General features: G+C 52.9%; 25 protein-coding genes and 1 CRISPR repeat array. Of the genes, 9 read left to right on the top strand and 16 right to left on the bottom strand.

Features of this window, described 5'->3' with window-relative positions:
- The first annotated feature begins 2 nt into the window (after positions 1–2).
- Both mutS and pphB read left to right on the top strand, forming a co-directional pair.
- Positions 3–2,564: a DNA mismatch repair protein MutS gene (gene mutS, locus E0D98_RS03040; RefSeq protein ID WP_001272924.1), complete on the top strand. Its 2,562-nt coding sequence runs from the start codon at positions 3–5 to the stop codon at positions 2,562–2,564.
- A 105-nt stretch (positions 2,565–2,669) separates the two neighbouring features.
- Positions 2,670–3,326: a protein-serine/threonine phosphatase gene (pphB, locus tag E0D98_RS03045; protein ID WP_001141330.1), complete on the top strand. Its 657-nt coding sequence runs from the start codon at positions 2,670–2,672 to the stop codon at positions 3,324–3,326.
- 50 nt (positions 3,327–3,376) lie between these two features.
- Here pphB and ygbI read toward each other — a convergent pair whose 3' ends face one another.
- The gene (gene ygbI / locus E0D98_RS03050; RefSeq protein ID WP_001297141.1) at positions 3,377–4,144 is read right to left on the bottom strand and encodes a DNA-binding transcriptional repressor YgbI; all 768 of its coding nucleotides are present in this window, start codon (positions 4,142–4,144) and stop codon (positions 3,377–3,379) included.
- 195 nt (positions 4,145–4,339) lie between these two features.
- Here ygbI and ltnD point away from each other — a divergent pair, with 195 nt between their 5' ends.
- The 5 genes from ltnD to E0D98_RS03075 all read left to right on the top strand — a co-directional run bounded on the left by ltnD (position 4,340) and on the right by E0D98_RS03075 (position 9,376).
- The gene (gene ltnD / locus E0D98_RS03055; RefSeq protein ID WP_000847985.1) at positions 4,340–5,248 is read left to right on the top strand and encodes an L-threonate dehydrogenase; all 909 of its coding nucleotides are present in this window, start codon (positions 4,340–4,342) and stop codon (positions 5,246–5,248) included.
- Complete coding sequence (otnK, locus tag E0D98_RS03060; RefSeq protein WP_000590392.1) at positions 5,245–6,507, top strand: 3-oxo-tetronate kinase; 1,263 nt, start codon at positions 5,245–5,247, stop codon at positions 6,505–6,507. The genes ltnD and otnK overlap by 4 nt, the downstream gene beginning before the upstream one ends.
- Positions 6,504–7,142, top strand: a complete 639-nt coding sequence (locus E0D98_RS03065) for an aldolase (protein ID WP_001278994.1) — start codon at positions 6,504–6,506, stop codon at positions 7,140–7,142. The genes otnK and E0D98_RS03065 overlap by 4 nt, the downstream gene beginning before the upstream one ends.
- Positions 7,143–7,146: 4 nt before the next feature.
- On the top strand, positions 7,147–7,923 hold the full coding sequence (locus E0D98_RS03070; protein ID WP_001136918.1) for an HPr family phosphocarrier protein: 777 nt from the start codon (positions 7,147–7,149) through the stop codon (positions 7,921–7,923).
- Between the two features lie 88 nt (positions 7,924–8,011).
- Positions 8,012–9,376, top strand: a complete 1,365-nt coding sequence (locus E0D98_RS03075) for a GntP family transporter (RefSeq protein WP_131890490.1) — start codon at positions 8,012–8,014, stop codon at positions 9,374–9,376.
- A 38-nt stretch (positions 9,377–9,414) separates the two neighbouring features.
- Here the strand turns inward: E0D98_RS03075 and E0D98_RS03080 are convergent, their stop codons facing one another.
- From E0D98_RS03080 to E0D98_RS03090, 3 genes are read right to left on the bottom strand one after another with little or no spacing between them, the layout of a single operon-like run.
- Positions 9,415–9,651, bottom strand: coding sequence for a non-oxidative hydroxyarylic acid decarboxylases subunit D (locus E0D98_RS03080; protein WP_000562984.1), 237 nt, complete (start codon positions 9,649–9,651; stop codon positions 9,415–9,417).
- Positions 9,652–9,661: 10 nt separating this feature from the next.
- Positions 9,662–11,089: a non-oxidative hydroxyarylic acid decarboxylases subunit C gene (locus tag E0D98_RS03085; protein ID WP_000863195.1), complete on the bottom strand. Its 1,428-nt coding sequence runs from the start codon at positions 11,087–11,089 to the stop codon at positions 9,662–9,664.
- Positions 11,089–11,682, bottom strand: a complete 594-nt coding sequence (locus tag E0D98_RS03090; RefSeq protein ID WP_000767718.1) for a non-oxidative hydroxyarylic acid decarboxylases subunit B — start codon at positions 11,680–11,682, stop codon at positions 11,089–11,091. Before E0D98_RS03090 ends, E0D98_RS03085 begins: the two co-directional genes overlap by 1 nt.
- A gap of 146 nt (positions 11,683–11,828) precedes the next feature.
- Between E0D98_RS03090 and E0D98_RS03095 the strand changes: the two genes are divergently transcribed.
- A complete protein-coding gene (locus tag E0D98_RS03095) occupies positions 11,829–12,236 on the top strand; it encodes a MarR family transcriptional regulator (protein ID WP_001208070.1) in 408 nt (135 codons plus the stop codon).
- A gap of 120 nt (positions 12,237–12,356) precedes the next feature.
- On the opposite strand, the gene rpoS is transcribed toward E0D98_RS03095, so the two are convergent.
- The 12 genes from rpoS to cysD form a co-directional block, all read right to left on the bottom strand.
- Positions 12,357–13,349: an RNA polymerase sigma factor RpoS gene (rpoS, locus tag E0D98_RS03100; RefSeq protein WP_000081550.1), complete on the bottom strand. Its 993-nt coding sequence runs from the start codon at positions 13,347–13,349 to the stop codon at positions 12,357–12,359.
- A gap of 62 nt (positions 13,350–13,411) precedes the next feature.
- Positions 13,412–14,506: a murein hydrolase activator NlpD gene (gene nlpD, locus E0D98_RS03105; protein WP_224692580.1), complete on the bottom strand. Its 1,095-nt coding sequence runs from the start codon at positions 14,504–14,506 to the stop codon at positions 13,412–13,414.
- A gap of 184 nt (positions 14,507–14,690) precedes the next feature.
- On the bottom strand, positions 14,691–15,317 hold the full coding sequence (gene pcm, locus E0D98_RS03110) for a protein-L-isoaspartate O-methyltransferase (protein WP_000254708.1): 627 nt from the start codon (positions 15,315–15,317) through the stop codon (positions 14,691–14,693).
- The gene (gene surE / locus E0D98_RS03115) at positions 15,311–16,072 is read right to left on the bottom strand and encodes a 5'/3'-nucleotidase SurE (protein WP_001295182.1); all 762 of its coding nucleotides are present in this window, start codon (positions 16,070–16,072) and stop codon (positions 15,311–15,313) included. The genes pcm and surE overlap by 7 nt, the downstream gene beginning before the upstream one ends.
- Positions 16,053–17,102, bottom strand: coding sequence for a tRNA pseudouridine(13) synthase TruD (gene truD, locus E0D98_RS03120; protein WP_000568943.1), 1,050 nt, complete (start codon positions 17,100–17,102; stop codon positions 16,053–16,055). The genes surE and truD overlap by 20 nt, the downstream gene beginning before the upstream one ends.
- Positions 17,099–17,578, bottom strand: a complete 480-nt coding sequence (gene ispF, locus E0D98_RS03125; RefSeq protein ID WP_001219242.1) for a 2-C-methyl-D-erythritol 2,4-cyclodiphosphate synthase — start codon at positions 17,576–17,578, stop codon at positions 17,099–17,101. The genes truD and ispF overlap by 4 nt, the downstream gene beginning before the upstream one ends.
- The gene (gene ispD, locus E0D98_RS03130; RefSeq protein WP_000246138.1) at positions 17,578–18,288 is read right to left on the bottom strand and encodes a 2-C-methyl-D-erythritol 4-phosphate cytidylyltransferase; all 711 of its coding nucleotides are present in this window, start codon (positions 18,286–18,288) and stop codon (positions 17,578–17,580) included. The genes ispF and ispD overlap by 1 nt, the downstream gene beginning before the upstream one ends.
- Before the next feature lie 18 nt (positions 18,289–18,306).
- Positions 18,307–18,618, bottom strand: a complete 312-nt coding sequence (gene ftsB / locus E0D98_RS03135) for a cell division protein FtsB (RefSeq protein WP_000517476.1) — start codon at positions 18,616–18,618, stop codon at positions 18,307–18,309.
- 193 nt (positions 18,619–18,811) lie between these two features.
- Positions 18,812–19,135 carry a DUF3561 family protein gene (locus E0D98_RS03140; protein ID WP_001246104.1) on the bottom strand — a complete coding sequence of 108 codons (324 nt, stop codon included), beginning with the start codon at positions 19,133–19,135 and terminating at the stop codon, positions 18,812–18,814.
- Positions 19,136–19,184: 49 nt separating this feature from the next.
- The gene (cysC, locus tag E0D98_RS03145; protein ID WP_001173673.1) at positions 19,185–19,790 is read right to left on the bottom strand and encodes an adenylyl-sulfate kinase; all 606 of its coding nucleotides are present in this window, start codon (positions 19,788–19,790) and stop codon (positions 19,185–19,187) included.
- The gene (gene cysN / locus E0D98_RS03150; RefSeq protein ID WP_001090383.1) at positions 19,790–21,217 is read right to left on the bottom strand and encodes a sulfate adenylyltransferase subunit CysN; all 1,428 of its coding nucleotides are present in this window, start codon (positions 21,215–21,217) and stop codon (positions 19,790–19,792) included. The genes cysC and cysN overlap by 1 nt, the downstream gene beginning before the upstream one ends.
- A 1-nt stretch (position 21,218) precedes the next feature.
- Entirely contained in the window at positions 21,219–22,127 is a 909-nt protein-coding gene (gene cysD / locus E0D98_RS03155; protein ID WP_000372108.1) for a sulfate adenylyltransferase subunit CysD, read from the bottom strand.
- Positions 22,128–22,378: 251 nt separating this feature from the next.
- Between cysD and iap the strand changes: the two genes are divergently transcribed.
- Positions 22,379–23,416, top strand: a complete 1,038-nt coding sequence (gene iap / locus E0D98_RS03160; RefSeq protein ID WP_131890493.1) for an alkaline phosphatase isozyme conversion aminopeptidase — start codon at positions 22,379–22,381, stop codon at positions 23,414–23,416.
- A gap of 81 nt (positions 23,417–23,497) precedes the next feature.
- Positions 23,498–24,137: direct repeats of the CRISPR family, unit length 29 nt; unit sequence CGGTTTATCCCCGCTGGCGCGGGGAACAC.
- Positions 24,138–24,150: the final 13 nt, after the last annotated feature.

A 24,150-nucleotide genomic window follows, 5' to 3' on the forward strand; every position in this document is an offset into this window, starting at 1 on the left:
CCATGAGTGCAATAGAAAATTTCGACGCCCATACGCCCATGATGCAGCAGTATCTCAGGCTGAAAGCCCAGCATCCCGAGATCCTGCTGTTTTACCGGATGGGTGATTTTTATGAACTGTTTTATGACGACGCAAAACGCGCGTCGCAACTGCTGGATATTTCACTGACCAAACGCGGTGCTTCGGCGGGAGAGCCGATCCCGATGGCGGGGATTCCCTACCATGCGGTGGAAAACTATCTCGCCAAACTGGTGAATCAGGGAGAGTCCGTTGCCATCTGCGAACAAATTGGCGATCCGGCGACCAGCAAAGGTCCGGTTGAGCGCAAAGTTGTGCGTATCGTTACGCCAGGCACCATCAGCGATGAAGCCCTGTTACAGGAGCGTCAGGACAACCTGCTGGCGGCTATCTGGCAGGACAGCAAAGGTTTCGGCTACGCGACGCTGGATATCAGCTCCGGGCGTTTTCGCCTGAGCGAACCGGCCGACCGCGAAACGATGGCGGCAGAGCTGCAACGCACTAATCCGGCGGAACTGCTGTATGCAGAAGATTTCGCCGAGATGTCGCTGATTGAAGGCCGTCGCGGCCTGCGCCGTCGCCCGCTGTGGGAGTTTGAAATCGACACCGCGCGCCAGCAGTTGAATCTGCAATTTGGCACTCGCGATCTGGTCGGTTTTGGCGTCGAGAACGCGCCGCGCGGACTTTGTGCTGCCGGTTGTCTGTTGCAGTATGCGAAAGATACCCAACGTACGACTCTGCCGCATATTCGTTCCATCACCATGGAACGTGAGCAGGACAGCATCATTATGGATGCCGCGACGCGTCGTAATCTGGAAATCACCCAGAACCTGGCGGGTGGTGCGGAAAATACGCTGGCTTCTGTGCTCGACTGCACCGTCACGCCGATGGGCAGCCGTATGCTGAAACGCTGGCTGCATATGCCAGTGCGCGATACCCGCGTGTTGCTTGAGCGCCAGCAAACTATCGGCGCATTGCAGGATTTCACCGCCGAGTTGCAGCCGGTACTGCGTCAGGTCGGCGACCTGGAACGTATTCTGGCACGTCTGGCTTTACGAACTGCTCGCCCACGCGATCTGGCCCGTATGCGCCACGCTTTCCAGCAACTGCCGGAGCTGCGTGCACAGTTAGAAACTGTCGATAGTGCACCGGTACAGGCGCTACGTGAGAAGATGGGCGAGTTTGCCGAGCTGCGCGATCTGCTGGAGCGAGCAATCATCGACACACCGCCAGTGCTGGTACGCGACGGTGGTGTTATCGCATCGGGCTATAACGAAGAGCTGGATGAGTGGCGCGCGCTGGCTGACGGCGCGACCGATTATCTGGAGCGTCTGGAAGTCCGCGAGCGTGAACGTACCGGCCTGGACACGCTAAAAGTTGGCTTTAATGCGGTGCACGGCTACTACATTCAAATCAGCCGTGGGCAAAGCCATCTGGCACCCATCAACTACATGCGTCGCCAGACGCTGAAAAACGCCGAGCGCTACATCATTCCAGAGCTAAAAGAGTACGAAGATAAAGTTCTCACCTCAAAAGGCAAAGCACTGGCTCTGGAAAAACAGCTTTATGAAGAACTGTTCGACCTGCTGTTGCCGCATCTGGAAGCGTTGCAACAGAGCGCGAGCGCGCTGGCGGAACTCGACGTGCTGGTGAACCTGGCGGAACGGGCCTATACCCTGAACTACACCTGCCCGACCTTTATTGATAAACCGGGCATTCGCATTACCGAAGGCCGCCATCCGGTGGTTGAACAGGTGCTGAATGAGCCGTTTATCGCCAACCCGCTGAATCTGTCGCCGCAGCGTCGCATGTTGATCATCACCGGTCCGAACATGGGCGGTAAAAGTACCTATATGCGCCAGACCGCGTTGATTGCGCTAATGGCCTATATCGGCAGCTACGTACCGGCGCAAAAAGTCGAGATTGGCCCGATTGACCGTATCTTTACCCGCGTAGGCGCGGCAGATGACCTGGCTTCCGGGCGTTCGACCTTTATGGTGGAGATGACCGAAACCGCCAATATTTTACATAATGCCACCGAATATAGTCTGGTATTGATGGATGAGATCGGGCGTGGAACGTCCACTTACGATGGTCTGTCGCTGGCGTGGGCGTGCGCGGAAAATCTGGCGAATAAGATTAAGGCATTGACGCTGTTTGCCACCCACTATTTCGAGCTGACACAGTTACCGGAGAAAATGGAAGGCGTCGCCAACGTGCATCTCGATGCACTGGAGCACGGCGACACCATTGCCTTTATGCACAGCGTGCAGGATGGCGCGGCGAGCAAAAGCTACGGCCTGGCGGTTGCAGCTCTGGCCGGCGTGCCAAAAGAGGTTATTAAGCGCGCACGGCAAAAGCTGCGTGAGCTGGAAAGCATTTCGCCGAACGCCGCCGCTACGCAAGTGGATGGTACGCAAATGTCTTTGCTGTCCGTACCAGAAGAAACTTCGCCTGCGGTCGAGGCACTGGAAAACCTGGACCCGGATTCACTGACTCCGCGTCAGGCGCTGGAGTGGATTTATCGCTTGAAGAGTCTGGTGTAATAAAAATTCCCGATAGTCTTTTGCTATCGGGAATATTAACGACAACTGACGAATCAAATAAAAATACCCTGTATAATAGGAAAGCTTATTTTACAGGGTAAAACCATGCCATCTACACGCTATCAAAAAATCAATGCCCATCACTATCGCCATATATGGGTCGTTGGTGATATTCATGGTGAATATCAGTTATTACAATCCCGCTTACATCAACTCTCTTTTTTCCCCGAAACCGACTTACTTATTTCTGTCGGCGATAATATTGATCGTGGGCCGGAGAGTCTTGACGTCCTGCGCCTGCTAAACCAGCCCTGGTTTATCTCCGTTAAAGGCAACCACGAAGCAATGGCGCTGGATGCGTTCGCGACCGGCGATGGCAATATGTGGCTTGCCAGCGGTGGTGACTGGTTTTTCGATTTAAATGATTCAGAGCAAAAAGAAGCTACAGATCTGTTGCTGAAATTCCATCACCTTCCACATATTATTGAAATCACTAACGACAACATAAAATATGTCATCGCACATGCAGATTATCCGGGGAGTGAATATCTCTTTGGTAAAGAAATAGCGGAGAGCGAATTACTCTGGCCTGTTGATCGTGTGCAGAAATCGCTTAATGGCGAGTTACAACAAATAAACGGCGCTGATTATTTTATATTTGGACATATGATGTTTGATAACATTCAGACGTTCGCTAACCAGATTTATATTGATACCGGATCGCCGAAAAGTGGGCGGCTGTCATTTTATAAAATAAGGTAGTCTCATGCTTCTTCTGTGAAGCATGAGTAACCAGATGTTATTGCAGGCCATTATTCATTTTTCGCTACCAGCAAAGAGAGATCCTGCTTCGCCAGCGCGCGACTGGCACTCTCCGGCAAACCGTCGTCTGTAATAATCTGATCAAACTCGCTTAATGGTAACGCCAGCCATGTCGCCACCTGACCATATTTCGTCGCATCACAGACCAAAACTCGCTGGCGGCTGGCACTGGCAATCGCCCGTTTCACCGTGACTTTATCTTCCGCTGGCGTAGAAATCCCCCGCACACTCCATGACGATGCAGAAATAAAAGCCTGATCAATCATCAGGCTGCGCAGCATGGTCGCAGCGGCTTCCCCGACACAGGAACGGTTTTCCCGACACACTGCACCGCCAGTGTGAATAATTGTGCAATTACTGTTGTCGAGCAAGTAGTTCGCAATAACGAAATCGTTTGTGACCACAGTCAGTGACTCCATGTGAATCAGATGCTGTGCTATCGCTAACGTGGTCGTTCCCGCATCCAGATAGATACAACTTCCCGGCTGAACAAGACTTGCCGCCAGCTTGCCAATAGCCGCTTTTTGCGTCATTGCCAGCGCAGTTTTTACCTGATGAGAAGGTTCATGCGCCACGCGTCCCGGAGACTGGACGCCTCCGGACACCAGCACAACGGCTCCCTGCTGCTCCAGTTTTTGTAAATCCCGACGAATGGTCATATGTGACACATTCATTCTGTCCGTTAGTTCAGCAATACTGACAATGCCTTTTTCAGCTACCATCTCAAGGATGATTTGGCGACGCTCTACGGGTATCAACTTTTGCTCCTTCCTTTGTCCTGCTGACATTCTACGCTATTTGCCTGCGAAACGTGCGCGGCGCAACTAACGCTTAGTTCACATAAAATAACACACAATGTTAATTTATGTGAATCAGCTCACCATATCGTTATCTTCCAGCGCTTATATTCACAATATCAAACAAAATATCACTTAAATTAACAAGGAGAGCAGATGAAAACGGGATCTGAGTTTCATGTCGGTATCGTTGGCTTAGGGTCAATGGGAATGGGAGCAGCACTGTCATGTGTCCGCGCAGGTCTTTCTACCTGGGGCGCAGACCTGAACAGCAATGCCTGCGCTACGTTGAAAGAGGCAGGTGCTTGCGGGGTTTCTGATAACGCCGCGACGTTTGCCGAAAAACTGGACGCTCTGCTGGTGCTGGTGGTCAATGCGGCCCAGGTTAAACAGGTGCTGTTTGGTGAAACAGGCGTTGCACAACATCTGAAACCCGGTACGGCAGTAATGGTTTCTTCCACTATCGCTAGTGCTGATGCGCAAGAAATTGCTACCGCTCTGGCTGGATTCGATCTGGAAATGCTGGATGCGCCAGTTTCTGGTGGTGCAGTAAAAGCCGCTAACGGTGAAATGACTGTCATGGCCTCCGGTAGCGATATTGCCTTTGAACGACTGGCACCCGTGCTGGAAGCCGTTGCCGGAAAAGTTTATCGCATAGGTGCAGAACCGGGACTAGGTTCGACCGTAAAAATTATTCACCAGTTGTTAGCGGGCGTACATATTGCTGCCGGAGCCGAAGCGATGGCACTTGCAGCCCGTGCGGGGATCCCGCTGGATGTGATGTATGACGTCGTGACCAATGCCGCCGGAAATTCCTGGATGTTCGAAAACCGGATGCGTCATGTGGTGGATGGCGATTACACCCCGCATTCAGCCGTCGATATTTTTGTTAAGGATCTTGGTCTGGTTGCCGATACAGCCAAAGCCCTGCACTTCCCGCTGCCATTGGCCTCAACAGCATTGAATATGTTCACCAGCGCCAGTAACGCAGGTTACGGGAAAGAAGACGATAGCGCAGTTATCAAGATTTTCTCTGGCATCACTCTACCGGGAGCGAAATCATGATCAAGATTGGCGTTATCGCCGATGATTTTACCGGCGCGACGGATATCGCCAGTTTTCTGGTGGAAAACGGTCTACCAACGGTACAAATTAACGGTGTTCCAACAGGTAAAATGCCGGAAGCAATCGACGCACTGGTGATCAGCCTGAAAACGCGCTCCTGTCCGGTGGTTGAAGCCACACAGCAATCGCTGGCGGCTCTGAGCTGGTTGCAACAGCAAGGTTGCAAACAGATCTATTTCAAATACTGCTCTACTTTCGACAGTACGGCGAAAGGTAATATCGGCCCGGTTACCGATGCATTAATGGATGCTCTCGACACGCCGTTTACGGTCTTCTCTCCGGCCCTGCCGGTCAACGGACGTACGGTTTATCAGGGGTATTTGTTCGTAATGAATCAACTGCTGGCCGAATCCGGGATGCGCCATCACCCGGTAAATCCCATGACCGACAGCTATCTTCCCCGTCTGGTTGAAGCGCAATCCACAGGGCGCTGCGGCGTCGTTTCGGCACATGTTTTCGAACAAGGTGTGGATGCCGTTCGTCAAGAGCTGGCTCGCTTACAGCAAGAGGGCTACCGCTACGCGGTGCTTGATGCGCTGACCGAACACCATCTGGAAATTCAGGGAGAAGCCTTGCGCGATGCCCCACTGGTAACGGGCGGTTCTGGTCTGGCGATTGGCCTGGCCCGGCAGTGGGCGCAAGAAAACGGTAACCAGGCTCGCGAAGCAGGGCATCCGCTCGCTGGGCGCGGCGTAGTGCTCTCCGGTTCATGCTCTCAAATGACCAACCGCCAGGTGGCACATTACCGTCAAATTGCACCAGCCCGTGAAGTTGATGTGGCACGCTGCCTCTCAACCGAAACTCTGGCCGCTTATGCACACGAACTGGCAGAGTGGGTTCTGGGCCAGGAAAGTGTACTTGCTCCACTGGTTTTTGCCACCGCCAGCACTGACGCATTGGCAGCAATTCAACAGCAATACGGTGCACAAAAAGCCAGTCAGGCAGTAGAAACTCTATTTTCTCAACTAGCGGCGCGGTTAGCAGCGGAAGGCGTGACACGCTTTATTGTCGCAGGCGGTGAGACCTCCGGCGTAGTCACACAGAGCCTGGGCATAAAAGGGTTTCATATTGGCCCAACCATTTCCCCCGGCGTGCCGTGGGTAAACGCACTGGATAAGCCTGTCTCACTCGCCCTTAAATCTGGCAACTTCGGTGATGAAGCCTTTTTTTCACGAGCCCAAAGAGAGTTTTTATCATGAGCGATTTCGCAAAAGTAGAGCAGTCTTTGCGAGAGGAGATGACGCGGATTGCCAGTTCATTCTTTCAGCGCGGCTATGCAACCGGTTCGGCTGGCAATCTGTCGCTGCTTTTACCTGACGGGAATTTACTGGCGACACCGACAGGTTCATGCCTGGGCAATCTCGATCCGCAGCGGCTTTCCAAAGTCGCCGCGGATGGCGAATGGTTAAGTGGTGACAAACCCTCGAAAGAGGTGCTCTTTCATCTGGCGCTGTATCGCAACAATCCGCGCTGTAAAGCGGTGGTGCATTTGCACAGCACATGGTCGACGGCGCTTTCCTGCCTGCAAGGGCTGGACAGCAGCAACGTTATTCGTCCGTTCACACCATACGTGGTGATGCGGATGGGAAATGTCCCGCTGGTGCCTTATTACCGACCGGGCGATAAACGCATCGCACAGGATCTGGCGGAACTGGCAGCAGACAATCAGGCTTTTTTACTGGCAAATCATGGCCCAGTGGTTTGCGGTGAAAGCCTGCAAGAAGCCGCCAACAATATGGAAGAGCTGGAGGAAACGGCAAAGCTGATTTTTATTCTCGGTGACCGCCCGATCCGTTATCTGACCGCAGGTGAAATTGCGGAATTAAGGAGTTAATGCAATGCCTCGTTTTGCAGCTAATTTATCCATGATGTTCACCGAAGTGCCTTTTATTGAACGCTTCGCCGCAGCGCGAAAAGCCGGGTTCGATGCTGTGGAATTTCTGTTTCCCTATGACTACTCCACCCTGCAAATCCAAAAGCAACTGGAGCAAAACCATCTGACACTGGCGCTGTTCAATACCGCTCCCGGAGATATTAATGCGGGGGAATGGGGATTATCCGCCCTTCCCGGACGTGAGCACGAAGCACACGCAGACATCGACCTGGCACTGGAATATGCATTGGCGCTCAATTGTGAACAAGTCCATGTGATGGCAGGCGTCGTGCCCGCTGGCGAAGACGCTGAACGGTACCGGGCAGTATTTATCGATAATCTCCGCTACGCTGCCGACCGCTTTGCGCTACACGGCAAGCGAATATTAGTTGAAGCACTCAGCCCCGACGTTAAGCCTCATTATCTCTTCTCCAGCCAGTATCAGGCACTGGCTATTGTTGAAGAGGTTGCGCGAGATAACGTGTTTATTCAACTAGATACTTTTCATGCGCAAAAAGTAGATGGCAACCTGACGCATTTAATCCGCGACTACGCTGGGAAATATGCGCACGTACAAATTGCCGGACTACCTGATCGACATGAACCGGACGATGGAGAAATCAACTATCCGTGGCTGTTCCGCCTGTTCGATGAGGTGGGATATCAGGGCTGGATCGGTTGTGAATATAAACCTCGTGGCCTCACCGAAGAAGGGCTTGGCTGGTTTGACGCCTGGCGCTAATTCGTTAAATCCCTAATTACAACGTACCCATACATCCCCCCATCTACGGATGGGGTAGGTTAACTATAACTTTCAGACAGGGTTTCCCATGTCCACAATTACATTGTTATGCATTGCGTTAGCTGGCGTAATCATGCTGTTGCTGCTGGTCATCAAGGCAAAGGTACAACCATTCGTTGCTCTGCTCCTCGTCAGCCTGTTAGTCGCACTTGCGGCGGGTATACCGGCGGGCGAAGTGGGTAAAGTGATGATCGCCGGGATGGGCGGTGTGCTTGGTTCCGTCACTATTATTATTGGTCTGGGCGCTATGCTGGGGCGTATGATCGAACACTCTGGTGGTGCAGAGTCACTGGCTAATTATTTCAGTCGCAAGTTAGGTGACAAACGAACTATCGCTGCGCTGACTCTGGCAGCGTTCTTCCTCGGTATTCCCGTCTTCTTTGATGTCGGCTTTATTATTCTTGCGCCAATCATTTACGGTTTTGCCAAGGTTGCCAAAATATCGCCACTCAAATTTGGCCTGCCTGTCGCTGGGATCATGCTAACTGTACATGTGGCGGTACCGCCGCATCCAGGCCCTGTCGCCGCAGCGGAGTTACTCCACGCAGACATCGGCTGGCTAACCATCATCGGTATTGCGATTTCTATTCCCGTAGGGATTGTTGGCTACTTTGCAGCGAAAATAATCAATAAGCACCAATATGCGATGTCGGTGGAAGTACTGGAACAGATGCAACTGGCTCCGGCCAGTGAGGAAGGCGCGACAAAATTAAGCGATAAAATAAATCCACCGGGCGTCGCGCTGGTCACCTCGCTAATTGTTATTCCTATCGCGATTATCATGGCGGGTACGGTTTCCGCAACACTGATGCCGCCTTCGCATCCCCTGCTTGGTACGCTACAGCTGATCGGCTCACCAATGGTAGCTCTAATGATTGCGCTGGTGCTGGCATTCTGGTTATTGGCTTTACGTCGCGGCTGGAGCTTACAACACACCAGTGACATTATGGGCTCAGCCCTTCCCACTGCGGCGGTAGTGATTTTGGTTACTGGTGCTGGAGGGGTATTTGGCAAAGTGCTGGTGGAATCGGGCGTCGGCAAAGCCCTTGCCAACATGCTACAAATGATTGACCTGCCTCTGTTACCAGCCGCATTTATTATTTCACTGGCGCTGCGTGCATCGCAGGGGTCAGCAACCGTAGCAATCCTGACAACCGGCGGGTTACTCTCAGAAGCGGTGATGGGATTGAATCCGATTCAGTGCGTATTGGTGACGCTGGCAGCCTGCTTTGGTGGGCTTGGCGCGTCACATATTAATGACTCAGGGTTCTGGATTGTGACCAAATATCTGGGGTTGTCGGTAGCAGACGGTCTGAAAACCTGGACAGTGTTAACGACCATTCTCGGTTTTACCGGATTCTTAATTACCTGGTGCGTATGGGCGGTAATTTGACCTTAATAAAAAGGTCCGATGGGCATCGGACCTTTTATTTAACGCTTACCTTCCACCAGCAGCGGCGGGATGCTCGGCACCATTGGCGCGTCATCAATATCTTTCTGCGTCATGCGGAACGCTTCGGGATAATGTTCGCGGCTGGTACGGCGCAGCGGTTCGGTATCGCGCCAGGTATAAAGGCAATGCTGGCACTGATATACCGTCCAGACATCTTTCACCGGCGATTTCGCCATCACTTCAATCTGTTCATCGGCACAACGTGGACAAATCATCTTCTTCTCCTTATTTACGTGCAGCCAGCATAGCGGTCAGTTTTTCAGCCCAGGCTTTGGTTTCCGGTAAATCCACCACCGGTTGGCTGTAGTGACCACGGTTGTCCGGGGCGACAGGCGTAGTGGCGTCGATAATCAGCTTGTCGGTGATCCCCGCAGGGCTTGAGCCTGGATCGAGTTCCAGCACGGACATATTCGGCAACTGCACCAAATCCCCTGCCGGGTTCACTTTCGAGGAGAGCGCCCACATCACCTGCGGCAGGTTGAACGGGTCAACGTCTTCATCGACCATAATCACCATCTTCACGTAGCCCAGACCATGCGGCGTGGTCATTGCGCGCAGGCCCACCGCGCGGGCAAAGCCGCCGTAGCGTTTTTTGGTGGAGATAATCGCCAGCAGGCCATGGGTGTACATGGCGTTTACCGCCTGCACTTCAGGGAACTCGGCTTTCAGCTGCTGATACAGCGGCACGCAGGTGGCTGGCCCCATCAGGTAGTCGATTTCGGTCCACGGCATACCGAGGTACAGCGATTCGAAAATCGGCCTGGTGCGGTAAGAGACTTTATCGATGCGCACCACGGTCATGTTACGCCCGCCGGAGTAGTGCCCGGTAAACTCACCGAACGGCCCTTCGATTTCGCGTTTACGGCTTTCGATGACCCCTTCGAGGATCACTTCTGAACCCCACGGCACATCAAAACCGGTCAACGGGGCGGTGGCGATCGGGTACGGGCTTTCACGCAGCGCGCCTGCCATTTCGTACTCGGACTGATCATATTTCAGCGGCGTGGCCCCCATCAGCGTGATGATCGGATCGTTACCGAGCGTGATCGCAATCGGCAGATCTTCACCGCGCTCTTCTGCTTTATGCAGATGCAGGGCGATATCGTGCATCGGCACCGGTTGCAGGCCGAGCTTACGCTTGCCCTTCACTTCCATGCGGTAGATGCCGACGTTCTGCTTGCCGAAGTTATCCGGGTCGAGCGGATCGCGGGAAACCACGCACGCTTTGTCGAGATAGAAACCGCCATCGCCATCGTTTAAACGAAACAGCGGCAGGATATCGAACAGGTTGATCTCGTCGCCATCAACGGTGTTCTGCGCCCAGGCTGGATTGGCGCGGCGCTCCGGGGCAATCGGGAAGTTATCCCAGCGGCGAATAAACTCATCAATCTGCTTTTTAACCGGGGCATTTGGCGGCAGGCCGAGGGAAATCGCGTGGTTCTGCCAGGAACCGATGGTGTTCATCGCCACGCGGGCATCGGTAAAGCCGCGAATATTATCAAACCACAGCGCGGGCGCGCCGTCGCCGATACGCCCGGTGGCGTTAGCTGCTGCTGCCAGATCCGGCTCGGCGTTCACTTCTTCGCTGATTTTCAGTAACTGGCCGTGGTCATCAAGCGCCTGTAAAAAGCTGCGTAAATCATCAAATGCCATTATTCATTCTCCTGAGAAAAATTCCGGGCCTGCGGCAATCCTTGCCAGCGCCTGGCGTGGGGATGTTCGAGGCCAAATTGATCCAGCACGCGGGCTACCACATGGTGGACAATGTCATCTACCGTTTCGGGATGGTTATAAAAGGCAGGCATCGGCGGCACCATCGCCACGCCCATGCGTGAAAGTGCGAGCATATTTTCGAGATGGATGGTGCTAAGCGGCATTTCACGCGGCACCAGCACCAGTTTGCGGCCTTCTTTGAGCACGACGTCCGCCGCGCGCCCTACCAGGCCATCGGCGTAACCAGCGCGGATACCGGCGAGCGTTTTCATACTGCACGGAATAACGATCATGCCGTCGGTACGAAAAGAACCGGATGAGATGATCGCCGCCTGATCCGCCGGGTTATGGCTGAAGTCTGCGAGGGCAGCAACATCGCGAGCGCTGTAAGGCGTTTCCAGTTCAATGGTGGTTTTCGCCCACTTCGACATCACCAGATGAGTCTCGACATTCGGCATCTCCCGCAGCGCTTGCAGTAATGCCACACCAAGAGGCGCACCGGTAGCCCCTGTCATCCCGACGATCAGTTTCATTGCTTATCCTCTTAATTGTTCGTATACGAACGTTATTATTAACATACTCCTTCATTTCCACAGCGGCAAGGATTGAAAAGTAACAACATCTTCTTCGTCACTAAAAAACCGCTATGATAGCGACAGAGAATTAGCCCGGAGTTTACATGGCGTTACGAAATAAAGCGTTCCATCAGTTACGACAGCTTTTTCAGCAGCACACGGCTCGCTGGCAGCACGAGTTACCTGACCTGACCAAACCACAGTACGCGGTGATGCGCGCCATTGCTGATAAACCTGGTATCGAACAGGTGGCACTGATAGAAGCAGCTGTCAGCACCAAAGCAACGTTAGCAGAAATGTTGGCAAGAATGGAAAATCGTGGCTTAGTCAGACGTGAACATGACCCCGCTGATAAGCGGCGACGCTTTGTCTGGTTGACTGCCGAAGGCGAAAAGATACTTGCTGCGGCGATACCCATTGGTGACAGCGTGGATGAGGAATTTTTGGGGCGTTTGAGTGGAGAAGAGCAGGAGCTGTTTATGCAGCTGGTGCGCAAGATGATGAACGCATAGGGGGCAAATTTCCGGATGCGACGCTATCGCGTCTTATCCAGACTACAAATACACCGACTCACCAACCGAAAGAAAAAAGGCCAGCCTCGCTTGAGACTGGCCTTTCTGACAGATGCTTACTTACTCGCGGAACAGCGCTTCGATATTCAGCCCCTGCGTTTGCAGGATTTCGCGCAAACGGCGCAGGCCTTCAACCTGAATCTGGCGAACACGTTCACGGGTGAGGCCAATTTCACGACCTACATCTTCCAGTGTTGCCGCTTCGTACCCCAGCAAACCGAATCGACGTGCCAGCACTTCACGCTGTTTGGCGTTCAGCTCGAACAGCCATTTGACGATGCTCTGCTTCATATCGTCATCTTGCGTGGTATCTTCCGGACCGTTCTCTTTTTCATCGGCCAGGATGTCCAGCAACGCTTTTTCGGAATCACCACCCAGCGGGGTGTCTACCGAGGTAATGCGCTCGTTAAGACGAAGCATACGGCTGACGTCATCAACTGGCTTATCCAGTTGCTCTGCGATCTCTTCCGCACTTGGTTCATGGTCCAGCTTATGGGACAACTCACGTGCGGTTCGCAGGTAAACGTTCAGCTCCTTTACGATGTGAATCGGCAAACGAATAGTACGGGTTTGGTTCATAATCGCCCGTTCAATCGTCTGGCGAATCCACCAGGTTGCGTATGTTGAGAAGCGGAAACCACGTTCCGGGTCAAACTTCTCTACCGCGCGGATCAGCCCCAGGTTGCCCTCTTCGATAAGGTCCAGCAACGCCAGACCACGATTGCCATAACGGCGGGCAATTTTTACCACCAGACGCAAGTTACTCTCGATCATCCGGCGGCGAGAGGCGACATCTCCACGCAGTGCGCGACGCGCAAAATAAACTTCTTCTTCGGCCGTTAACAGTGGTGAATAACCAATCTCACCAAGGTAAAGCTGAGTCGCGTCCAACACACGCTGTGTGGCTCCCTGCGATAACAGTTCCTCTTCGGCCAAATCGTTATCACTGGGTTCCTCTTCTACTAAGGCCTTTTCGTCAAAAACCTCAACTCCGTTCTCATCAAATTCCGCATCTTCATTTAAATCATGAACTTTCAGCGTATTCTGACTCATAAGGTGGCTCCTACCCGTGATCCCTTGACGGAACATTCAAGCAAAAGCCTGGTTCCGCCGATTTATCGCTGCGGCAAATAACGCAGCGGGTTTACGGATTTCCCCTTGTAACGAATTTCAAAATGCAAGCGTGTTGAACTGGTTCCGGTGCTACCCATGGTTGCTATTTTTTGCCCCGCCTTCACTTCTTGTTGTTCCCGGACCAGCATTGTGTCGTTATGGGCGTAGGCACTCAGGTAATCATCATTATGTTTGATGATAATCAGATTACCGTAGCCGCGCAGCGCGTTACCGGCATAAACAACGCGGCCATCTGCGGTCGCGATAATTGCCTGTCCTTTGCTGCCTGCGATATCAATCCCCTTGTTGCCCCCCTCAGAAGCGCCAAAGGTTTCGATCACTTTGCCCTCAGTCGGCCAGCGCCAGGTGGAGATAGGCGTACTGGTTGATGTACTGCTGACAGTTGGCTCGGTTGTGCTTGCTGTTGGTACCGTTACAGGCGCTGTGACCGTGGTCGCAGCTGGCTTGTTGTTCGGCAACATTTTGTTAGCACTCTGTTCACCCGAAGATTCAGAATACGTAATTGTCGGTTGCGACGCAACAGCAACGGTGGAATTTTGTGCAGGCTTGATCACAACTCCTTGCTCTGCTGCGTCGGCCTGGGTAATGGCATTTCCGCCAGTGATTGGCGTACCGGAAGCATTACCCACCTGCAAGGTCTGACCAACGTTCAGCGCGTATGGTGCCTGAATATTGTTGCGCTGAGCAAGGTCACGGAAATCGTTGCCAGTAATCCAGGCGATATAGAAAAGTGTGTCGCCTTTTTTCACGGTATAGGTACTGCCGCTATAACTGCCTTTCGGAATGTTCCCATACTGACGGTTATAGACGATGCGTCCGTTTTCCATCTGTACCGGCTGCTGAGCTACTGGCTGCACTGGCTGGATTTGCGGTTGTTGAGTAGCCTGAATTTGTGGCTGCTGTACCGGCTGAATTTGCGGTTGCTGGGCTGTAGACGTCGTCCCCATTTTCGGCGGCGGCGTAATCAACATACCAGAATTGGTATTTGCAGGCGCATTGCCATTAACGGAGCTGACCGGTGCCGGTGGATTTGAAGTGTCAGAACAGCCTGCCAGCCATAGCGAAACCAGTGACAAAGCCGCAATGCGGCGAACGGTGAATTTTGGGCTTCCCGCGCTCATTTATCCCCCAGGAAAAATTGGTTAATAACCAGTGACATAATTACCGTGCAAGGCACCCTACTGAACACTGGAAAAGATGTTCACGATACGCTGACCTGCGGCAAAATAACCAGGAAAAATCCAGGTATTTCCTCACGTTTTAAGCCAGCTCACCCTTCACTAAAGGGACAAAGCGCACGGCCTCCACGGTATCGATAATAAATTCGCCTCCCCGACGACGCACCCGTTTCAAATACTGGTGCTCCTCCCCTACGGGTAAGACGAGAATCCCGCCTTCGTCCAGCTGCGTCATTAGCGCAGTTGGAATTTCCGGCGGTGCCGCCGTAACAATGATAGCGTCAAACGGCGCGCGTGCCTGCCAACCTTGCCATCCATCGCCATGACGGGTTGAAACATTATGTAAATCAAGATTTTTCAGGCGGCGACGCGCCTGCCACTGCAAACCTTTAATCCGTTCGACCGAGCAAACATGCTGGACAAGATGCGCCAGGATTGCCGTTTGATATCCCGAACCAGTGCCAATTTCCAGCACCCGCGACTGCGGCGTCAGCTCGAGTAATTCGGTCATTCGCGCCACCATATACGGCTGCGAAATTGTCTGCCCCTGACCTATCGGCAAGGCGATATTGTCCCAGGCTTTTTGTTCAAACGCTTCATCAACGAATTTTTCACGCGGCACGGCGGCAAGTGCATTCAGCACCTGCTCATCCTGAATACCTTGCGCACGTAATTGATCCAGAAGTGCTTGTACGCGTCTGCTTACCATTGCGTGCCAACTCCCACGCTGTTTAACCAGTCTGAAACCACATCTTGCGCGCTATGCGCAGTTAAATCCACATGCAGCGGCGTGATGGAGACATAGCCCTCATCTACCGCAGCAAAATCGGTCCCCGGACCGGCATCACATTTACCGCCCGGCGGGCCAATCCAGTACAGCGTATTGCCGCGCGGATCTTGCTGCGGGATCACCTGATCTGCCGGATGTCGTGTACCGCAGCGCGTCACGCGAATACCTTTGATTTGATCCAAGGGTAAATCCGGAACGTTAATATTAAGAATACGCCCGGTGCGCAGCGGCTCTTTACACAGTGCGCGCAAAATTGAACAGGTTACCGCCGCGGCAGTGTCGTAATGTTTATGCCCGTCAAGCGAGACGGCAAGCGCCGGAAAACCTAAATGACGGCCTTCCATCGCGGCGGCTACCGTACCGGAATAAATAACATCATCCCCCAGATTCGGCCCGGCGTTAATTCCGGACACAACAATGTCCGGGCGCGGACGCATCAGAGCATTCACGCCAAGATAGACGCAATCGGTCGGGGTTCCCATTTGCACAGCAATATCACCATTTTCAAAGGTAAACGTGCGCAGGGAGGATTCCAGTGTCAGAGAATTTGAAGCGCCGCTGCGGTTACGATCGGGGGCGACCACCTGAACGTCAGCAAACTCACGCAAGGCTTTCGCCAGCGTTTGTATACCGGGTGCATGTACCCCGTCATCATTACTCAGCAATATGCGCATAATCACCTGTTGTGTTGATAAGTTCCCTGACAACGCTGGTTGCAAAACTACCCGCCGGAAGCCAGAAACGGATCTCTACGGTGACGTCATCCCACCAATTCCAGCTTAATTGTTGCGGATACAGCAGCATCGCTCTGCGCGCGGCTTCAACTTTTTCGCGCACCAGTAAAGCTTGTAATTCAGTTTCTGCGGCGACAGCTGCTTGTTCGAATGCCAGCGCTTCACGCTGAGTTCCCCATTCGCCACTGCCCGGCAATGCGGCGGTTATCATCAGCTCTTTATCGTTGACGCGACGCTGTAATTCCGCCAGTTCTTCGGTGGTTGCGACAAACCAGCTACCACGTCCGGCTAATTGTAGCGCATCGCCGTCAACAACTTGATTAACGTCTGCTTTTTTGAGGCGCTCAGCAACAATCTGATTAAACAACGCACTGCGGGCTGCCGACAACCAAAAACTCCGTTTATTGCGATCGCGCACCGGAGTATTGGTTTGCGCCCAGCGCTGCGCCCCCTGCAAGTTGCTACCGCCAATCCCAAAACGTTGGGCACCGAAGTAGTTCGGTACACCTTTTACGCAAATATCGATCAGACGTTGTTCAACGTCATCGCGATTGCTCACTTCGCGCAGAACCAGGGTAAAGGCGTTACCTTTCAGCGCGCCTAAACGCAGCTTGCGCTTGTGCCGCGCATACTCCAGCACCTGGCAGCCTTCCAGTTGAAAGGCGCTCAGATCGGGCATTTCCTTGCCTGGCACGCGAGCGCATAACCACTGTTCCGTAACAGCATGTTTGTCTTTTTGCCCAGCGAAGCTGACTTCACGGGCATGAATTTTCAGGAATTTCGCCAGTGCATCCGCCACAAAACGGGTATTGCAGCCGTTTTTGAGGATTCTAACCAGAATATGCTCACCTTCACCATCAGGCTCAAAGCCCAAATCTTCCACCACCACAAAGTCTTCCGGATTGGCTTTCAGCAGCCCGGTGCCTTGCGGTTTACCGTGGAGGTAAGTGAGATTATCAAACTCAATCATTTTGTTGCCTTAATGAGTAGCGCCACCGCTTCACAGGCAATCCCTTCCCCACGTCCGGTAAATCCAAGTTTTTCCGTAGTAGTGGCTTTCACGTTAACATCATCCATATGGCAGCCGAGATCTTCGGCAATAAACACGCGCATTTGTGGAATGTGCGGCAACATCTTCGGTGCCTGAGCGATGATAGTGACATCGACGTTGCCCAGGGTATAACCCTTCGCCTGAATACGACGCCAGGCTTCGCGTAGCAGCTCGCGGCTGTCGGCACCTTTAAATGCCGGATCGGTATCCGGGAACAGCTTGCCGATATCCCCCAGCGCCGCCGCGCCAAGCAATGCATCGGTCAACGCATGGAGCGCCACGTCGCCATCAGAATGCGCCAGCAATCCTTTTTCGTAAGGAATGCGTACGCCACCAATGATAATTGGGCCTTCACCGCCAAAGGCATGTACGTCAAAACCGTGTCCAATTCGCATTATGTATTCTCCTGATGGATGGTTCGGGTGAGGTAAAACTCGGCCAGTGCCAAATCTTCCGGGCGCGTGACTTTAATGTTATCCGCACGGCCTTCGACCAACTGAGGATGGAATCCGCAATATTCCAGCGCCGAGGCTTCGTCGGTAATAGTCGCGCCTTCATTTAGAGCGCGCGTCAGACAGTCATGTAACAGCTCACGAGGGAAAAATTGCGGCGTCAGCGCGTGCCATAAGCCGTTGCGATCAACGGTATGAGCAATGGCATTTTTGCCCGGTTCGGCACGTTTCATCGTATCGCGCACTGGTGCGGCTAGGATCCCTCCCGTGCGGCTGGTTTCGCTCAACGCCAACAATCGCGCGAGGTCATCCTGATGCAGACAAGGACGAGCGGCGTCATGCACCAATACCCACTGCGCGTCGCCAGCGGCTTTCAAACCTGCCAGCACGGAATCGGCACGCTCATCACCGCCATCTACAACGGTGATTTGCGGATGATTCGCCAGAGGAAGTTGTGCAAAACGGCTATCGCCAGGACTTATGGCAATGACGACACGTTTCACCCGGGGATGCGCCAGCAGCGCATGCACCGAGTGTTCAAGAATGGTTTGATTACCGATTGAGAGATATTGCTTAGGACATTCCGTTTGCATTCGACGGCCAAATCCGGCCGCCGGAACCACGGCGCAAACATCCAAATGAGTGGTTGCCATGTTAATTCCCGGGCTGATTTATCGATTGTTTTGCCCCGCAGACTGTGCGCGCTTCGACGCGTCAGGCACCAGACGATAAAAAGTTTCGCCCGGCCTGGTCATGCTGAGTTCATTACGCGCACGCTCTTCGAGCGCCTCCTGGCCGCCATTGAGATCGTCAATTTCGGCAAAAAGTTGATCGTTTCGCGCTTTAAGTTTCGCGTTTGTAGCTTGCTGTGCCGCCACATCATCATTGACGCGGGTATAGTCATGTATACCGTTCTTACCGAACCACAGCGAATACTGTAGCCAGACCAGAATAGCCAGCAACAGCAGCGTTAGTTTACCCATCCTGCCCCCTGAAAAACGGCATCATCATCCCATGCATCCGAAGACGACTCTACATCCTCTGTTGGGGATACCGCGACAACGCGGGCAAATGTACCACATTTGTCCATTGTTACGTATACCCAGGGCGTGCAGAACATAATCTCATTATTAGTTACGGTTTGAATTATGAACAGAGGAGACGGGAAAGTACAAATTAGCCCAGTAGCCACATAAACAGTGCGCCAAACATAATGCCTACTGTCACCAGGGTGAAAACAATACTGTAGCGTAGCTTTCCGTCCATCAATGAATGCAGCGCAATCCCCACCACTACCGCGACGGGCATCAGCGCCAGAAAGAAAGGCCAGGTGTAGATAAAGAAGAACAGCGTGTTAGAGCCATAAATCAACATCGGCATCGCCAGCGCAAATAACCAGGAGATAAAACCGACCACGGCACCAGGCAGTGACCATGTGGTTTCTTCATCCTCAGTAAGGCTGTCGTTATTTGTTAGTGTAATGTTATGGCTATTACGCATATTTGATCCTGTTACTTTGACGAACCGGGCATGGAAACCCGGTGGTGTCTCAGGATCTGATAATATCGTTCTGTCTCAACAGATCTAATAATTGCTGTACCAAATTTGTTACTAATTGTTCACCATTGAGATGAATTTCTGCCGATTCAGGCGCTTCGTAAACGGAATCTATTCCCGTAAAGTTGCGCAGTTCACCGGCACGCGCTTTCTTATATAAGCCTTTTGGATCGCGGGCTTCGCAAATCGCCAGCGGCGTATCGACAAACACTTCGATAAAGCGCCCTTCTCCTACGCGTTCGCGAACCATCTGGCGTTCGGCGCGGTGTGGCGAGATAAATGCGGTCAGCACTACCAGTCCGGCTTCAACCATCAAATTCGCCACTTCACCGACGCGACGGATATTCTCTTTACGATCGGCATCGCTAAAACCGAGATCGCTGCATAATCCGTGGCGAACATTATCGCCATCCAGCAGATACGTACTGACGCCGAGTTTATGTAACGCCTCCTCCAGCGCCCCGGCGACCGTTGATTTACCGGACCCGGAGAGGCCGGTAAACCACAGCACTACACCACGATGACCGTGGTGTAGCTCGCGTTGTTGCACAGTGACCGGATGGCTATGCCAGACGACGTTTTCGTCATGCAGCGCCATTATTTATCCCCCAGCAAATCGCGCGCGCCCCAGTGCGGAAAGTGGCGACGAACCAGAGCATTCAATTCCAGTTCGAATGCACTGAATTCAGATGGCGCAGCAGTTGCCTGGCTAACTGGCTCGTGCACCATACCGGCACCCACGGTCACATTGCTCAGGCGATCGATAAAAATCAGCCCACCCGTCACCGGATTTTGTTGATAACGATCTAACACCAGCGGCTCGTCAAAAGTGAGATCCACGAGGCCGATCCCATTCAGTGGCAGGTTTTCAACTTCACGCTGGGTAAGGTTATTAATATCAACCTGATAGCGAATGCCATCAACACGCGCGCGCGTCTTCTTACCGGCAATTTTGATGTCGTAACTCTGCCCTGGAGAAAGCGGCTGTTCCGCCATCCATACCACATCCACCGACGCGCTCTGCACCGCCGGTAACGCTTCGTCTGCCGCCAGCAGCAGATCGCCACGGCTGATGTCGATCTCATCCGTCAGCACCAGGGTGATCGCTTCTCCGGCAAAGGCTTCTTCGCGATCACCATCAAAAGTCACGATCCGCGCGACGTTTGATTCCACACCAGAAGGCAGCACTTTTACACGTTGCCCGACTTCCACGCGACCGGATGCCAGCGTTCCGGCGTAACCACGAAAATCGAGATTCGGGCGATTAACGTACTGCACCGGGAAGCGCATTGGCTGAGCATCCACCACTCGCTGGATCTCCACGGTTTCCAGCACTTCGAGCAGTGTCGGACCGCTGTACCACGGCATACTTTCACTTTGCGAAGCCACGTTGTCGCCTTCCAGCGCAGAGAGCGGCACAAAGCGAATATCCAGATTGCCAGGTAACTGTTCGGCGAAAGTCAGGTAGTCTTTACGAATGCGGGTGAATGTCTCTTCACTGTAATCCACCAGATCCATTTTGTTGATCGCTACGACCAGATGTTTGATCCCCAGCAGCGTGGAGATAAAACTGTGACGACGGGTTTGATCGAGCACGCCTTTACGGGCATCGATCAGTAAGATCGCCAGCTCACACGTTGAGGCGCCGGTCGCCATATTGCGGGTATACTGCTCGTGCCCGGGGGTGTCGGCGATAATAAATTTACGCTTCTCGGTAGAGAAATAGCGGTAGGCCACATCAATAGTGATGCCCTGTTCGCGCTCAGCTTGCAGGCCGTCCACCAGCAGAGCCAGATCCAGTTTTTCGCCCTGGGTGCCGTGACGCTTACTGTCGTTATGCAGCGATGAGAGCTGATCTTCGTAGATTTGGCGGGTATCGTGCAGCAGGCGACCAATCAGGGTACTTTTGCCGTCATCGACGCTACCACAGGTCAGAAAACGCAGCAGGCTTTTATGTTGTTGCGCAATCATCCAGGCTTCGACGCCGCCTTCATTGGCGATTTGTTGTGCAAGTGCGGTGTTCATCTTAAAAATACCCCTGACGTTTTTTCAGCTCCATAGACCCCGCCTGGTCGCGGTCAATCACGCGGCCCTGACGTTCACTGGTGGTGGAAACCAGCATCTCTTCGATGATCTCCGGCAGTGTTTGTGCATTTGACTCCACCGCACCGGTCAGCGGCCAGCAGCCCAGCGTACGGAAACGCACCATCCGTTTTTTAATCACTTCGCCCGGTTGCAGGTCGATACGGTTGTCATCAATCATCATCAACATACCGTCGCGTTCCAGAACCGGACGTTCCGCAGCGAGATACAGCGGCACAATGTCGATATTTTCCAGCCAGATGTATTGCCAGATATCCTGCTCGGTCCAGTTAGAGAGCGGGAAAACGCGGATGCTTTCGCCTTTGTTAATCTGCCCGTTATAGTTGTGCCACAGCTCCGGGCGCTGATTTTTCGGGTCCCAGCGATGGAAGCGATCACGGAAAGAGTAGATACGCTCTTTAGCACGGGATTTCTCTTCGTCGCGGCGCGCACCACCGAAGGCGGCATCAAAACCGTATTTATTCAGCGCCTGCTTCAGGCCTTCAGTTTTCATAATATCGGTATGTTTCGCGCTGCCGTGCACGAATGGATTAATCCCCATCGCCACGCCTTCCGGGTTTTTATGCACCAGCAGTTCGCAGCCGTAGGCTTTAGCAGTACGATCGCGGAACTCATACATCTCGCGGAATTTCCAGCCGGTATCGACATGCAGCAACGGGAAAGGCAGCGTACCTGGATAAAACGCCTTGCGCGCCAGATGCAGCATGACGCTGGAATCTTTACCGATAGAGTAGAGCATCACCGGATTTGAGAATTCTGCCGCCACCTCGCGAATAATGTGGATGCTTTCCGCCTCCAGTTGCCGCAGGTGAGTAAGTCGTATTTGATCCATAACCGTTCCTTTGCAATACCGCTATTTTCTTGCCATCAGATGTTTCGACTATAGGGAGCGTAAGAGAACGAATGAAATTACCAATTAGAATGAGTAGTTCCTTAACGGAATAACGATTTGGCAAAGCTAATATCAAAAAGTGCTTAAGGCACCGGATTTCGGGCGTTTAGGAAGATTTGAAATTGTTTTAGCGCAGCGGCAGTTTCATACTATGGCGGTAAAAAAATTTGCATGGTATTTAAGGACTCACTATGTTTTCCGCATTGCGCCACCGTACCGCTGCCCTGGCGCTCGGCGTATGCTTTATTCTCCCCGTACACGCCTCGTCACCTAAACCTAGCGATTTTGCTAATACTCAGGCACGACATATTGCTACTTTCTTTCCGGGACGCATGACCGGAACTCCTGCAGAAATGTTATCTGCCGATTATATTCGCCAACAGTTTCAGCAAATGGGTTATCGCAGTGATATTCGGACATTTAATAGTCGGTATATTTATACCGCCCGCGATAATCGCAAGAGCTGGCATAACGTGACGGGAAGTACGGTGATTGCCGCTCATGAAGGCAAAGCGCCGCAGCAGATCATCATTATGGCGCATCTGGATACTTACGCCCCGCTGAGCGATGCTGACGCCGATGCCAATCTCGGCGGGCTTACGTTACAAGGAATGGATGATAACGCCGCAGGTTTAGGTGTCATGCTGGAATTGGCAGAACGCCTGAAAAATACGCCTACCGAGTATGGTATTCGATTTGTGGCGACCAGCGGCGAAGAGGAAGGGAAATTAGGCGCAGAGAATTTACTCAAGCGGATGAGTGACACCGAAAAGAAAAATACGCTGCTGGTGATTAATCTCGATAACTTAATTGTTGGCGATAAATTGTATTTCAACAGCGGTGTAAAAACCCCTGAAGCAGTAAGGAAATTAACGCGCGACAGGGCGCTGGCAATTGCGCGTAGTCATGGAATTGCCGCAACGACCAATCCGGGTTTGAATAAAAATTATCCGAAAGGCACTGGGTGTTGTAATGACGCAGAAATATTCGACAAAGCGGGCATTGCTGTACTTTCGGTGGAAGCGACTAACTGGAATCTTGGGAATAAGGATGGTTATCAGCAACGCGCAAAAACACCTGCCTTCCCGGCGGGAAATAGCTGGCATGACGTAAGACTGGATAATCAACAACATATTGATAAGGCACTTCCTGGAAGAATAGAACGTCGCTGCCGTGATGTTATGCGGATAATGCTACCGCTGGTGAAGGAGCTGGCGAAGGCGTCTTGATGGGTTTGAAAATGGGAGCTGGGAGTTCTACCGCAGGGGCGGGGAATTCTAAGTGATATCCATCATCGCATCCAGTGCGCCCGGTTTATCCCCGCTGACGCGGGGAACACAAAACCAAACTTCTCCATAAATTCCATAGCCGCGGTTTATCCCCGCTGGCGCGGGGAACACTCTTCGCGGGTAATCAATGATGATTCAGTTTCCGGTTTATCCCCGCTGGCGCGGGGAACACGAACGCAATATCACGGCGTTCTGCGGCCTCGGCGGTTTATCCCCGCTGGCGCGGGGAACACGCATCCATGCCGACGCCTTTACGTGTGCGGGGCGGTTTATCCCCGCTGGCGCGGGGAACACGCGCGAATTTGTGCGCATGGGGCGCATTTTTGGCGGTTTATCCCCGCTGGCGCGGGGAACACACGGTCCATGGCACACAGGATCCAGACGTTAACGGTTTATCCCCGCTGGCGCGGGGAACACACGATGGCGATGCGTGAGAAAGGGGGTCGATACGGTTTATCCCCGCTGGCGCGGGGAACACAGTTCGCTGAGTAGCCTTTTTTCTGTGCCTAACGGTTTATCCCCGCTGGCGCGGGGAACACGTAACGTCTGCCTTTTCCTCGTCCGCCTTAATCGGTTTATCCCCGCTGGCGCGGGGAACACCCTGTCATTCTGGCGGTAAAATCGATCTGCCACGGTTTATCCCCGCTGGCGCGGGGAACACACTAAGCATACAT

The organism is Escherichia sp. KCJ4928 (genome assembly GCF_004352695.1).
In the GTDB taxonomy this organism is placed as follows: domain Bacteria; phylum Pseudomonadota; class Gammaproteobacteria; order Enterobacterales; family Enterobacteriaceae; genus ECMA0423.